This is a genomic window from Rikenella sp., assembly GCF_056799795.1.
Genome location: NZ_JBQIQO010000001.1, coordinates 13,923 through 28,106, shown reverse-complemented (window position 1 = coordinate 28,106; position 14,184 = coordinate 13,923). Strand labels below are relative to the sequence as shown.

Annotated in this window: 11 protein-coding genes and 1 tRNA gene; 9 read left to right on the top strand and 3 right to left on the bottom strand. The window is 55.5% G+C overall.

Features of this window, described 5'->3' with window-relative positions; all coding sequences use genetic code 11:
* The 9 genes from ACTO3O_RS00135 to ACTO3O_RS00095 all read left to right on the top strand — a co-directional run bounded on the left by ACTO3O_RS00135 (position 1) and on the right by ACTO3O_RS00095 (position 10,118).
* Positions 1 to 2,823, top strand: coding sequence for a golvesin C-terminal-like domain-containing protein (locus ACTO3O_RS00135; protein ID WP_297829168.1), 2,823 nt, complete (start codon positions 1 to 3; stop codon positions 2,821 to 2,823).
* Entirely contained in the window at positions 2,820 to 3,200 is a 381-nt protein-coding gene (locus ACTO3O_RS00130; protein ID WP_297829166.1) for a VOC family protein, read from the top strand. The genes ACTO3O_RS00135 and ACTO3O_RS00130 overlap by 4 nt, the downstream gene beginning before the upstream one ends.
* A 54-nt stretch (positions 3,201 to 3,254) precedes the next feature.
* The gene (locus ACTO3O_RS00125) at positions 3,255 to 4,010 is read left to right on the top strand and encodes a hypothetical protein (RefSeq protein ID WP_297829164.1); all 756 of its coding nucleotides are present in this window, start codon (positions 3,255 to 3,257) and stop codon (positions 4,008 to 4,010) included.
* On the top strand, positions 4,007 to 5,452 hold the full coding sequence (locus tag ACTO3O_RS00120) for a TrkH family potassium uptake protein (RefSeq protein ID WP_297829162.1): 1,446 nt from the start codon (positions 4,007 to 4,009) through the stop codon (positions 5,450 to 5,452). The genes ACTO3O_RS00125 and ACTO3O_RS00120 overlap by 4 nt, the downstream gene beginning before the upstream one ends.
* A 32-nt stretch (positions 5,453 to 5,484) precedes the next feature.
* On the top strand, positions 5,485 to 7,080 hold the full coding sequence (locus ACTO3O_RS00115) for a hypothetical protein (protein WP_298080573.1): 1,596 nt from the start codon (positions 5,485 to 5,487) through the stop codon (positions 7,078 to 7,080).
* Positions 7,077 to 7,541, top strand: a complete 465-nt coding sequence (locus ACTO3O_RS00110; RefSeq protein ID WP_297829158.1) for an NfeD family protein — start codon at positions 7,077 to 7,079, stop codon at positions 7,539 to 7,541. Before ACTO3O_RS00115 ends, ACTO3O_RS00110 begins: the two co-directional genes overlap by 4 nt.
* A 36-nt stretch (positions 7,542 to 7,577) precedes the next feature.
* Positions 7,578 to 8,552: a flotillin-like protein FloA gene (floA, locus tag ACTO3O_RS00105; RefSeq protein WP_297624968.1), complete on the top strand. Its 975-nt coding sequence runs from the start codon at positions 7,578 to 7,580 to the stop codon at positions 8,550 to 8,552.
* Between the two features lie 81 nt (positions 8,553 to 8,633).
* Positions 8,634 to 8,722: transfer RNA gene (locus ACTO3O_RS00100), tRNA-Ser, on the top strand.
* Positions 8,723 to 8,789: 67 nt separating this feature from the next.
* Positions 8,790 to 10,118, top strand: a complete 1,329-nt coding sequence (locus ACTO3O_RS00095) for an AbiH family protein (RefSeq protein ID WP_297829156.1) — start codon at positions 8,790 to 8,792, stop codon at positions 10,116 to 10,118.
* Positions 10,119 to 10,245: 127 nt separating this feature from the next.
* Here the strand turns inward: ACTO3O_RS00095 and dnaB are convergent, their stop codons facing one another.
* The 3 genes from dnaB to ACTO3O_RS00080 are packed head-to-tail and all read right to left on the bottom strand — an operon-like array spanning position 10,246 to position 14,180.
* Entirely contained in the window at positions 10,246 to 11,853 is a 1,608-nt protein-coding gene (gene dnaB, locus ACTO3O_RS00090; RefSeq protein WP_370648980.1) for a replicative DNA helicase, read from the bottom strand.
* Positions 11,814 to 13,598, bottom strand: a complete 1,785-nt coding sequence (locus ACTO3O_RS00085; RefSeq protein ID WP_297829154.1) for a YgiQ family radical SAM protein — start codon at positions 13,596 to 13,598, stop codon at positions 11,814 to 11,816. The genes dnaB and ACTO3O_RS00085 overlap by 40 nt, the downstream gene beginning before the upstream one ends.
* A 6-nt stretch (positions 13,599 to 13,604) precedes the next feature.
* The gene (locus ACTO3O_RS00080; RefSeq protein WP_297829152.1) at positions 13,605 to 14,180 is read right to left on the bottom strand and encodes a DJ-1/PfpI family protein; all 576 of its coding nucleotides are present in this window, start codon (positions 14,178 to 14,180) and stop codon (positions 13,605 to 13,607) included.
* Positions 14,181 to 14,184 lie beyond the last annotated feature (4 nt).

The following is a 14,184-nucleotide window of genomic DNA, read 5'->3' as shown; positions in this document are numbered from 1 at the left end:
ATGAGACGATTTTTCCTATTATCAGTCGGTTTGTTATTCGGCTCGATTTCAGTCGTTTTCTCCTCTTCATCAGAACCGACGCTTTCGGCGGCGGAATTGAAAACCGAGCAGCAAAATATCCTGAAAAAACTCGGCAAGCGTCCCTCCCTGTTCGACCCGTGGCGCAGCGAATCGGTACGGAGCGTCGTGCTGGAGCGGGTGAAATTGAGTCCTGATAAAAAGCGGCTGGAGCTCTATTGCAATGTGGGGCTGGCACAGATCGCCATCCGACAGGAGTTGCTCGGACAATGGGCCGACGCTGTACGGGAAACTTTAGGGGCAGGGTATCAGAACTGCGACGTGCGTTTCTTCGCTTATAAAATTCCTGCCGAACGATTCATTCCCAATGCTTTCCGTCCGAAAGAGGGGCGCGATCCGAAACGCGCGAGCACGCCGATCCACATTCGCCCGCTGACCCGTCGTGCCGATCGCTCGGGGTATAGTCTCGGATTGGGCGGACGGCATATCGCCCTGTGGGGAGGCCACGGAAAATACTATCAGGAAGAGGAGGATTCCGCCTGGCTCTGGCAGCGCGCTCCGCTATTCACCACCATCGAAGACCTCAATACACAGGAGTTCGCCTCGCGTTATCTGGCTCCGATGCTGGAACGGGCTGGCGCAGTCGTGGTGATGGCCCGCGAACGCGATCCCCAACCCGCAGAGATCATTCTCGACAACGACAACCCGACGCAGGAGGGCCGGGGAATCGACACAGTCGGCAAGTGGGAAAAAATGAATTTCGGATTTGCCATCCCGGACACCTTAGACCACCAAAATCCATTTCGTCAAGGTACCGTATTAAAGGCTAGTATCTCAGCTCAATTCAAGCCATCCTTAACCTATCGTATCGCTTTAGATCGACCGGGGAATTACGGAGTCTATGTCAGCTGGAAAGCCCTCCCCACCAACCTGACGAACGCCCGTTACACGATCTTTCACGCCGGCGGGCAGGCCGAATTCGAAGTCAATCAGCGAATCGGCGGCTCGACGTGGGTTTGGCTGGGACGATTCGACCTCGACAGCGCCTCGAAAATCGTACTGAGCGCACCGGAAAAGGCGACTACGGGGACACTGACCGCCGACGCCGTGAAGATCGGCGGCGGACTGGGCAACATTCGACGCGGCGGAACGACCAGCGGCGTAGCACGCTATGCCGAAGCGGCCCGCTACTGGATGCAATACAGCGGCGTGCCGGACTCGATCTATGCACAGGAGACCTTATCCCCTGAAAACGAAGAGGGTAAACAGCTCGACTACATCGATAACTTCAAGGGAAACGGCGACTGGTGCAACTACATCCGCTACCAGAAAAACATCCCGCTGGATGCGGCGATCGGCCTGCACACGGACGCCGGCATCTGCGACTCGATCATCGGCACCCTCTCTATCCATTATACGAACCGGACGAAGGCGCAATACCGGAACGGAAAGAGCAAACTGGCGGCGCGCGACCTGGCCGACCTGGTACAGACCCAAATCGTGAGCGATCTGCGGACACGGCATGAGCCGCATTGGACGCGTCGCGCGATCTACGACAAAAGTTACGCTGAGATTTCGCGGCCGGATATGCCGGCCACGCTGATCGAGATGTTCTCGCACCAGAATGCCGCCGACATGGCACTGGCGATGGATCCGACCTTCCGGTTCGACATGGCGCGAGCGATCTACAAAGGGCTGTTGCGCTTTCTGGCCGACCGTTACGGCCGGCGGTATGTCGTCCAGCCGCTGCCGCCCTCGTCGCTCTATACCGAATGGGCGGGCGGCGACTCCGTGCGGATCGGATGGAGCCCCACTGTCGACCCGCTCGAAACGACAGCCGTTCCGAATCGGTACCGAGTCTATCGGCGCATCGGCAGCGACGGGGCATTCGATGAGGGTTTCGAAACACGTACGGCCCGGATCGAGTTGCCGATACCGCGGGACGGACGCGTTTACAGCTTCCGGATTACGGCCATCAACGAAGGAGGCGAGAGTTTTCCGAGCGAGATCGTGGCGGTGGGCCTGAGCCCGACGGAGCAGGGCAGGGCACTGGTGGTGAACGGTTTCACCCGGCTCAGTCCGCCGGGATTACGACGAGACAACAAGTCGGGCAAATTGTTGGGATTCGATTTGGAGTCCGACCCGGGCGTTCCCTACCGGAACGACCTCTCGATCGTGGGGCCGCAGGTCGATTTCGACCCCTTCTCGCCTTTCGAAGAGAATGACCGACCCGGCTGGGGCGGCTCTTCCGAAACGTGGTATCCGCACGGAGCAGGCGGCAACTCCTTCGATTATCCGGCTATACACGGCGAAGCCTTACTGGCTGCCGGTTACTCGTTCACGAGTTGTTCCCGAAAGGCTTTCGCCCGTCGACAAATCCGACCTTCCGACTACCGACTGGTCGATTTGATTCTGGGTGCACAGCGGAGCTACCCGAAACGCTATCGAATTTTCGACAGGCTGTTATATAATAAGTTGCAGCAGATAGCTAAAGATTCGATTCCGCTTTTGATCTCCGGCAGTTACCTCGGCTGCGATCCGGGCGTTTCGGCCGAGATGCGGAAAGGCTTGGGCTACGGCCTCGCCGAAACGATCCCCAATCCGATACCCAGACAGGCGGATCGTTACTTTACTCCGACCTTCGACCGGTTGCAGCCGACAGAGGGAGGCCGTCAGATCGCTTCGGAAGATTGGCCGACGAGCGGCGTTCGGAACGGGAAAACCATCCTGCTCGGCTTTCCGATCGAATACTTGGAAAAGAACGCTTTACAAAGTTTATTTCAACACCTAATCACCACGCCATGAGACTGGGACACACCGCATTGTGGTGCGCCGATCTGGAGGCCATGCGCACCTTTTACGAAACCTATTTCAACGGGCGCAGCGGCCCGAAATACGTGAATCCGGCCAAGGGTTTCGAGTCCTATTTCATCCGCTTCGACGGCGATGCGGCACTCGAAATCATGCGGAGCACGCAGGTCGGCGAACGAGCCGCAACACCGCTTCTCGGCTGGTGCCATATCTCCTTCACCGTAGGCTCCGAGGAGGCGGTACACGCCTTAACCGAACGTTTAAGAAAGGACGGTTATCGGACTCTCTCCGAACCCCGTAGAACCGGCGACGGATTCTACGAAAGCTCGGTGGCAGACCCGGAAGGAAATCCGGTCGAAATCTGCGCTTGAACCGAACGAAAAAAAAGCTACTTTTACAGTCGCTTAGCTGAATGATAAAAACACATGGGGGTCAAACATAAAATCCGCCTGGGCTTCACGGCCATCGGCATTCTGCTGTTTCTGTCCGGCATCATCTCGTCGCTCGAACTGGTGCGCTTCAACCGCACGACGCACAACCTGCTGGAGCGGAGCCAGAACTGTATCGAACGGTCGAAAGAGATGCTCGACGCCGTACAGGAACAAAATACGGCACTTCTGCTTCGGATCACCAACCGCAAACTGGGGGTCGTTTACGACTCCATGCTGGTCAAAAGCAACCGGGACTTCGAACAGGCCTTGCAAAGCGCGGGAGCCGATTTCCGCGACCCGTCGCAGCTGGAGAGTATCCGGACGGCGGCGCGCTACTACAACAGCATCGTCGCTCAGGCCAGCGATACGACCGACATCACCTGGTTTACGGACGTCTACAAAACCTCGTACTACAACCTGACCCACGCCATCAAAGAGTTTATCGTGCAAATCCAGCAGCGCACGATCGACTACACGGCACAACTGGAACGGAACGCCTATCGGGCTTCGATGGTCGGGATCATCGCCCTGGGCGGCGGGATTCTGCTGCTGCTCGTCTTCTATTTCATGCTGAACAGCTACTTTCTCGACCCGGTGCTTCGGATCACGCGCGCACTGAAAGGATACGTCGATTCGCGCCTGCCGTTCACCGTAAACGTCGCCACGCAGGATGAGATCAATACCCTGCGGGAGAACATCGCCGCTCTGGTTTCGGCCCACAAAAAGATGAAACAAGACGGAGAACGATGAAATTCGGAGTCGTCATACGCTATGTCGGACTGGTGCTGCTGTTCAACGCCGCATTCATGCTGATCTCGGCCCTGATCTCGCTGTTCAACGGCCTCGACACGGGATTCTATCCCCTGCTGGTCAGCTTCCTCATCACCTCGATCATCGGTTCGTTCCCCCTGATCTTCGTACCGAACGACAACAACCTCTCGAATAAAGAGAGCTACGTGATCGTGACGATGGCGTGGGTAATGTCTTGCCTGCTGGGCATGCTGCCTTATCTGATCTGGGGCGGCGAATTTTCCCCGACCAACGCCTGGTTCGAAAGCACATCGGGATTCACCACCACCGGAGCGACCATTTTGAGCGACGTCGAGGCGTTGCCCAAAGGCCTTTTGTTCTGGCGTGCCTCGACCCACTGGGTCGGCGGCGTGGGCGTCGTTCTCTTCGCCCTGGTGATTCTGCCCTCGATGGGGCGGATGAAGATGAGCCTGTCCAGCGCCGAGATGTCGATGATGGCCAAAGACAACTTCCGGTACACCACGAAAAAGATCCTGAAAATCATCGTCTTCATCTACGTCGGGCTGACCCTGTGCGAAACCGCGGCCTTGATGCTCGTCGGCATGGAGCCGTTCGACGCCGTGACCAACTCCTTCTCCACGGTCGCCACCGGCGGATTCTGTATCCGGAATCAGAGCATCATGTACTATCACAGTGTGGTGATCGAAATAATCGTCATGTTCTTCATGATCCTCTCCGGGATACACATGGGGCTGGTCTATGCCACGATATGCGGCAAACGCAACAACATCTTCCGGTCGGAAGTCACGCGATTCTATATCCTCTCGATCGTCATCTGCACCGCCATCGTGGCGGCCGGACTGCTGATGAATCACAACTATCCGACCTTCGGCGAGGCGATCCGATACGGAACCTTTCAGGTCGTTTCGCACATCACGACGACCGGATTCGCTTCAGCCAGCGATGCCTTGTGGCCTCCGCTGGCCATTATTACCATCATCTACTGCATGATCCAGTGTTCGATGGCCGGGTCGACCTCCGGAGGGATCAAAGCCGACCGGGTGCTGCTGATGTTCAAAGCGATCCGTGCACGGATGCTGAAACTGCAACATCCGAACGCCGTGATCCGCATCAAACAGAACGGCGTCACGCAGGACGACGGCATGATCAATGCCGCCATCCTGCTGGTCGTCATCTACCTGTTGAGCGCGCTGGGAGGCACCGTACTGCTTACGGCCATGAACCTCGACCTGCTGACCAGCTTCACCGCCGTGATCTCCAGCCTGAGCAACGTCGGGCCCGGATTCGGCAAAATCAGTAACCTCGACAACTTCGGCGCATTGCCCGCGGCAGCCAAATGGCTCCTGACGGGACTGATGCTCTTCGGGCGTCTGGAATTTTTCGGATTCATCCATATTTTCATGCTTCGCAGTTGGAAATGACCGGAATAATATCTATTTTGCGTTTGCAACCGATGATAAAAAAGATTTCATACCGTATCGTATGTTTCGGCTGGTGTTGGCTGGCGGGAACGGGGATGGCGTGTGCCCAGGAGGTGCGGATGGCGGGATTGGCGGAGAATGCGGAATATACCCGCTTGCTGCGGGAGCAGGAGATGTTGAAGGCTTGCGAGGATTCTACCCTATCGTTGATCGAGCAGAATCGGCGGCTCTTCGAAGAGGGAAGTGATCGGGAGCGGGTCGGAGGAGAGATCGTGCGGCTGGAGAGCGAACTCTTCGACGTGCGGAGCAAGATCGGCAAGGTGGCGGCCCGGGTGGCGGCGATGGAGCAGACCTACCTGATCGAACACATGGATAACGAGGGAGAGGCGGAGACGAGTGTTGTCACGGGCGAACGGACATTGTTCGACAACCCGTTTTTCGTTGAAAACCTGAGTCGGAACGACCGGACACTCTTCGGATTGAGCCCGCGAATTGAACCGGAAGTCATGAAAATCAACCGGTTGGTTTCGGGCCTGTACGACCAGCTCTTGACCGTGAAACGGCAGTACGAAGCGGCGGGCGACGAGGAGACGATCGACAGTTTGTGGAGGCGTTCCGGCGAGCTCAAAGAGCAGATCGAACAGGTCGATGCCTTGATGGAGCGGCTTTGGCTGGTGATTTACGACCGGAAACGGGACAACTACCCAGTATTGGTCGATCAGATAGGCACTCTCGACCGGTTGCAGCTCGAACAGCTCGACCGGGAGAGCCGACAGGTGCGGCGAGCCGAGGGGTGGGCCGGCGAGCAGTTGGCGCCTCTGGTGGCGACCTACCCGTTGCAAAAGCAACTGATGCTCGATTACGAAATTGCGATGGCAGAGGCTTTAGAGTTGACTGCGGCGCGGGACTCGTTAGCGACGGAGCGGGGGAAATACTCCGCCGAGAAGCTGGCGGAAGAGATGACCTACCGGGACATTCGCTTCGAACCGCGGAGTTTGGTCGTCTACGCACCGATCACCAAGGCCGGGGAGGGAGAAAGTCGGAATTATACGACCGTCGCGGATATTCCGACGCTGCATGTGCCGAAGATGGGGATTTACTATACGGTGCAAATCGCCAACTACGCCACCGCGCCGAAAAGCATCGACGTTTTCAAAGGCATGACGCCGATTATGTCACAAAAGGCGACCAACGGACAATGGCGTTATATGGCAGGCGGTTTCGACACCTATGCGGCGGCCAGTGCGGCTGCGGCACAGATGGTTCGAGGGGGATTCCGGGCTACGGTCGTGGCTTATGTCGACGGAAAAATCACGACACCGGCGAAAGCCAAGGCGCTCGAAGCGACAAAGAGCACTGCCGGCGGTGGAGAGGATAATAGTACAGCTTCCGCGGCGGGACGACAGGGGAGATTCCATATCGAAATTATTCCGGCCGAACAACGCCTCTCGACCGCAATTCGTGAGATCGTCAAGGCGCGGGCGACCGGAACGACCATTGTGCGGAGTACGGTGGGGAACGACGTGGTCTACACCATCGGAGCATTCGCCACGCGGAAAGAGGCGGAGGCACTGATCGGCGCGTTGGGCGATCAACCAAATATCAAAATGAAAATCGTGACCTTATGACACTCTGGATCACCCTTCTGATTCTGCTCGGCCTATTGCTGTTCGTCGCGGAATTGGTTCTCCTGCCGGGCATCACGCTGGCGGCGGTGGGAGCATTCGTCTGCCTGGTGAGTGCTGCGACATGGGCTTTCGCAGGGGGAGGATTGGTGACCGGATTCATCGTTGTCGGAATCATTGTCCTCTGTTTGAGCATATTGACCTTGCTGTTTTTACGGCCGAAGACATGGAATCGGGTTGCGCTGAAAACCAACATCGAATCGCAAGTCCAACCGGTCGAGATTGAAAAACAGGTGGAAGTGGGCGTACAGGGCTATACATTGACCCGTTTGGCGCCGATGGGAAAAGTACAGATCGGCGACACGATTTTCGAAGCGAAATCGTTGGACAGTTACGTCGATCCGCGGCGCGAAGTGATCGTAATCGGATACGACAACGCCAGCCTCGTCGTCCGACCGCTTTGATCTCCCGCAACACGTTGAAATACACAGAACAACCATATGGAAATCTCAACAACCGCCATTGTCATCGCCGCAGTTTCGATCATTCTGCTGTGGATCATTCTTTACTTCATTCCCATCGGACTTTGGTTCTCCGCCTTGGTTTCCGGCGTGCGGATCAGCCTGTTGCAACTGGTTCTGATGCGTTGGCGCAAGGTGCCGCCGGCTACGATCGTATCCGCCATGATCGAAGGGACGAAAGCCGGCCTCCATCTCAATCCGAACGAACTGGAGGCGCATTACCTGGCGGGCGGGCATGTGGCCAATGTCGTTCACGCGCTGGTTTCGGCACAAAAGGCCAATATTACACTCGATTTCAAGATGGCTACGGCTATCGATCTGGCGGGACGGGACGTATTCGAAGCGGTGCAAATGTCCGTGAATCCGAAAGTGATCAACACCCCTCCGGTGACGGCGGTAGCTAAGGACGGGATTCAGCTGATTGCCAAAGCGCGGGTGACCGTGCGGGCCAACATCAAACAGTTGGTCGGCGGAGCAGGCGAAGAGACCGTGCTGGCGCGGGTAGGAGAGGGAATCGTCTCCTCGATCGGGTCGTCCGATTCGCATAAGAGCGTGATGGAGAACCCCGATTTTATTTCGCGAGTCGTATTGGAAAAGGGGCTTGACGCCGGGACAGCATTTGAAATCCTCTCCATCGACATTGCAGATATCGACGTGGGACGGAACATCGGAGCCGTGCTTCAGATGGATCAGGCCAACGCCGACAAGAACATCGCACAGGCACGGGCGGAAGAGAAACGAGCGATGGCCGTGGCGTTGGAACAGGAGATGAAGGCGAAGGCACAGGAGGCTCGTGCGAAAGTGATCGAAGCCGAAGCAGGCATTCCGATGGCCATCGCCGAAGCATTCCGGAATGGCAACCTGGGGATTATGGACTATTATAAGCTCCGTAATATTCAGGCAGATACCTCGATGCGGGAGAGCATCGGCAAGCCGGGCGATGTGAGCAAGTGATAATTTTCGTTCGACACGACGATTTTGATTTGGAAATAAGGAGTGAAAGCACTACTTTTGTCCTGCTTTCAGCGCCTTTCCGGAGAGATGGGTGAGTGGCTGAAACCAGCAGTTTGCTAAACTGCCGTACGGAGTAATCTGTACCGGGGGTTCGAATCCCCCTCTCTCCGCAGAATTCTCGAAAGAGGGTAAAAAATCCTGTAAGACCTTGATCTTACAGGATTTTTCTTTTACGATATGAATAGAATTATCATCATAGGCAACGGATTTGACAAGGCACATGGTCTTGCTACCGGATATAGAGATTTTATAGACAACTATTGGATCAACGTTTCCGGTCATATATTCAACGGTTACAAACGTGAGATTGCAACACAATGGAGAGTAATCAATGATCCATCATCTTACGAAGACGAATTTGTATTATTCGAGGTGTTCCGAGACAAACGACATAAAACGCCAGAGCCATTATACTCTCACTTGAATTCAACCCCATACGATGAGGTTCGAGAGCTGGTTGCCATATTCAATGATAGTACTAATATGAGGTATGACGGTTCGGTTCGCCTCACTTTCAAAAATAAATTCTTCGAGCATATTTCCGGTCGTTGTTCTCTCGATACCTGGATGGACATCGAGAACGAATATTATGGAAAATTGAAAGAGCTGCTTGCGGAAGACAACACAGTTATTCGGAGTGAAAAGGTTCGGGCATTGAACCGAGAGTTCGATGCCGTAAAAAAGCGACTTGAAATCTATTTGACAGAGGTAGTCCAAAAAATGCAAACCAAACTATTTCCGTCTATTCAAGAGGCATTCAACAGTATAATTGATTCAAGAGAAGTTGCTTTCGGAAAGCAGACAATGTTTGTTGATTCCATCTTTAATAATATTATCACTTTTGGGGAAGACGATGCAGTTCAATTAGACAAAAAAGAAGACCCTAATTATCTTTTTTACCATTCAAAGGACGAAAAACGTAAATACTATGTCTTGAAACATTTATCCGACAAGCATTTTCAAGAAATTCATTGCACACCTTCCAATACCTTAATCTTAAATTTCAATTACACCCAAACTGCAAAACAATTATATGCAAGAGATGCCGATGAGATAATTGATATTCATGGAGCACTTAACAATGAACGTACCCCGATCATTTTCGGCTATGGCGACGAGTTGGACGATGATTACAAACGAATCGAGAAGTTACAAGACAATGACTTTCTCGAAAATATCAAGTCTGTACGCTACCATGAAACAGGCAATTACCGTCAGTTGTTGGGTTTTATTGAATCCGAGACGTATCAAGTAATTACTATGGGACATTCGTGCGGCAACTCCGATCGCACGCTGCTCAATACCTTATTCGAGCATCGCAACTGCATCTCCGTAAAAGTCTATTATCATCAGCGAGAGGATGGCACAGATGATTACAGCCAGTTGATTCGAAATCTTTCGCGCAATTTCAACGATAAACCTGCCATGCGAGACAAAGTCGTCAATAAAGAGTATTGTTTACCTCTCGTTCCCATACCGAGAAAACATACAGAAGAATCGCTTTAAAAAATAAGTTATATCTGCAAAACAAGGGGGGAATTCTTGCCCCTGTCTAATTCTACATCGTTATTGTTCCAACTCTCCGTAGAGGATGGACTCATAGAATCATTCCATTTGTCAAGCCTTTTGGGCACTAAAACGGCGGTTCGCTGTCGAACCCGCCGCCCGCCGAGGCAAACGGATCGATCGGCCCCGCACCTCCCGCAGCTCCTTCCAAAGTCGCCACACGTCCCCCCGCATCGAAATCCGAGTCGAAACCGCTCGATGCAATCGTACTGTAACCATCCATTCCGCCGCCCACGATACCGCCGAAACCCGTATCGTCCCAGTCCACGAACTTCGCCTGCTCCTTCCGGAAACGCAGTTTAATCGTATCCACCGCCCCGTTCCGGTGCTTGGCCACGATAATCTCCGCCAACCCCTGCGTCGGCTGCCCGTCCTCGTCCATCGTCATCCCATAATACTCCGGCCGGTGGATAAACGCCACGATATCCGCATCCTGCTCGATCGCTCCCGACTCGCGCAAGTCCGAAAGCTGAGGACGCTTCGTCCCGCCCCGTGCTTCGACATTCCGGCTCAGCTGCGACAACGCCAGGATCGGCACATCCAACTCCTTGGCAATCGCCTTGAGCGTCCGCGAAATCGTCGCCACCTCCTGCTCCCGGTTCCCCCGGTTATCCGTCGTCCCCACCGTCATCAGCTGCAAGTAGTCGATAATCACCAGCTCGATATTATGCTGCGCCTTGAGCCGCCGCACCTTCGAACGGAACTCGTAAATCGAAAGAGCAGGGGTGTCGTCGATAAACATCTGCGCCGCCGCCAGCGGTTTGATCGACGTTTCGAGATGTTTCCACTCGTCCGGCGAAAGGCGACCATTCTTGATATTCTCCGACGTGAGTCCCGACTCGCCGATAATCAGACGCGTCATCAACTGTACCGAACTCATTTCCAACGAAAAGACCGCCACCGCCTTCTGATAATCCACCGAAATGTTGCGCGCCATCGTCAGCACGAAAGCCGTCTTCCCCATCGCCGGCCGCGCCGCGATAATCACCAAGTCCGACGGCTGCCACCCCAGCGTCAGTCGGTCGAGATCGGTGAATCCGCTCGGAATCCCGCTCAGGCCGTCCGGTTTCTGAGCCGCCTCCTCGATTTTCTGGATCGCCTTGCTCACGATATCGCGCGCACTCTGCACATCGCGCCGGATATTGCCCTCCGCAATCACAAAAATGGCCTGCTCCGCCTGATTGATCAACTCTTCGACGTCGATCGAGTCGTCGAACGACTGTTTCTGAATTTCGGTCGAAGCCGAAATCAGCTGCCGTTGCACATATTTCTGCGCCACAATTTTGGCGTGAAACTCCAAATGCGCCGCCGACCCCACCTTCTGGGTCAGCTCCGCCAGATAGACCGGCCCGCCCACCATGGCCAACTGTCCTTTCTTCTGGAGTTGCTGGCCGACGGTGTAGAGGTCGATCGGTTCGATCCGCGCCGAGAGGTCGAGAATCGCCTGATAGATAATCTGGTGCGCCTCGCGGTAAAACGACTCGGGCACCAGAATTTCCTGAATCCCGAGAATTGCATGTTTTTCGAGCATCAACGCCCCCAATACAGCTTCTTCCAGCTCCACCGCCTGCGGAGGCGTCACACCCATCTGCTGGCTCACCGCCGTGATCGATTCGGTCGTCTTGCGCCGGGTCGCTATCTTTTTGGCTTCCGGATCTTGTTTGTATTCTGCCATGGTCTTTCGTTTCGTTTTCCAATGCCCCCCTGCCGGGCCGCGGTCGGCCGTTTATACCAGAAAAAATGGGCCTTTTGCCGCTCCTTTTCCTCCCGCGTGCGCGCCACATACAACTTCTCTCCCGTGTAAGGATTCAGCCCCGTGTAGAACATCACCGAACTCAGCGTCATCGGCGTCGGCGTCAAATCCTGCACCTGTTCCAAGCGGAAATTCAGTCGTTTGGTGATCTCCGCCAGCTCCCGCATATCGCCCTCCGTACACCCCGGATGGCTCGAAATAAAGTAAGGTATCAACTGGTACGGCAGCCCCTCGCGCTCGCAAATCCCGCGGAACCGCTCGTTCAACTGCTCGAAAAGCGAGAACGACGGCTTCCGCATCAGCCCCAACACTTTGTCCGAGGTATGTTCCGGCGCCACCTTCAACCGCCCGCTCGTGTGGTATTTCACCACCTCGTCCAGGTACGGCGACCCGTCGAACAGGTCGTACCGAATCCCGCTCCCGATATAGGCGTGCTTCACCCCCTTTATGTTGCGAATCTTCCGGTAGAGCTCCAACAACGGCCGGTGGTCGTTATCCAGGTTCAGACAGACTTTCGGAAAGATACACGAAGGCCTCGTACACCGCCCGCACAACTCCCGGTTCCGTCCCCCCATCCGATACATATTGGCCGACGGCCCGCCGATATCCGACAGGTTGCCCCGGAAATCGGCCATCTGCGTAATGCGTTCCACCTCCCGCAGAATCGACCTCTCGCTCCGCGAAGAGACGAATTTTCCCTGGTGCGCCGATATGGTACAAAAGCTGCACCCCCCGAAACATCCCCGGTGCAGATTGACCGAGTGTTTGATCATCTCATACGCCGCAATCGCCCCCTTCCCCTGATATCGCGGATGGGGCAGCCGCGTGTAAGGCAGGTCGAAACTGTGATCCATCTCGGCCTCCGTCAGGTAAGGGTAGGGCGGATTGACCACCACATACTTATCCCCTGTCTTTTCGGCCAATACCGAAGCCTCCACACGGTTCGATTCGGTTTCGATCTTCGTAAAGTTCTCGCCGAATTTCTCCGGGCTTTTCACGCAATCCTCATACGAATGTAGTTGCAAAGCCCCCTCCGGCACCGAATCCGACAAATAGGCCACCTGCGGCAAGCGTGCCAATCGTTTGAGGTTAAATCCGTTGTGCATCCGCCGTGCCAGTTCGACCATCACCCGGTCGCCCATCCCGTAGGTCAACAGATCCGCCCCGCTCTCCGCCAGAAACGACGGTCGGAGCCGATCTTCCCAATAATCGTAATGGGTCAACCGCCTGAGCGAGGCCTCGATCCCTCCGATAACGACCGGCACCCCCGGATAGAGCTCCTTCAATATCCGCGTGTAGACCAAAGTCGGGTAGTCCGGCCTTTGCCCCGCCCGACCGCCCGGCGTGTAAGCATCATCCGACCGCCTGCGCCGCGTAGCCGTGTAGTGGTTCACCATCGAGTCCATCGCTCCGGCCGTCACGCCGAAAAACAGACGCGGCTTGCCTAACTTCCGGAAATCCCGCAAATCGTCCCGCCAGTTCGGCTGCGGCACGATCGCCACCCGATACCCTTCGGCCTCCAGCAGCCGTCCGATCACCGCCGCACCGAATGCCGGATGGTCGACATACGCATCCCCGGTGAAAAGAATGACATCCAATTCTTCCCACCCGCGCGCAGCCATCTCCTTAGCCGAAGTGGGCAAAAATGCGTTCGGTGAAACCATCATAACAAATTAGACGGTATAGAGCCCGTTTTTTTGGAAAGCGTAATCAGCCTCGATCCGTTCCGGCGCATCGGCCTCCAGCAATAGCAACAGCTCACGAGAAAACTCCAAATATCCCGTCCCGTTCGCCGTCACGATCCCTCTGTCGGCCACCGCCTGCCGCTCCACAAACCCCGCCTCGTTGGTATACCGCTCTCCGCCCCACAACTTCAACTGTTCCACCGTATTCCCCGTATGCCGCACTCCGTTCAGAAATCCATGAGCCGCCAAAAACGAAGCCCCGTTGCAGATCCCCCCTACAATCTTCCCTCGCTCCCGCGCACGCTGCGCCAACTCCGCCACCCGTTCCGCCTCGGCCGACTGCCAGCCGGTGCCGCCGATCAACACCAGCGCAGCGTACTCCTCCGGCAGCGTTGCGAAATCGTAATCCGGCAACGTCCGGAAACCGCCGATCGAGACCACCACCTCCCGCGTCGGCCCCACCACACGCGGCACATACCGCCCGCCGCTCCGCAATCCGGCAGCCAAAAAAGCGCTCTCCCAATCGGCATATTCATTCAATAAGACCAGCAAAACCTCTTTCATGCTA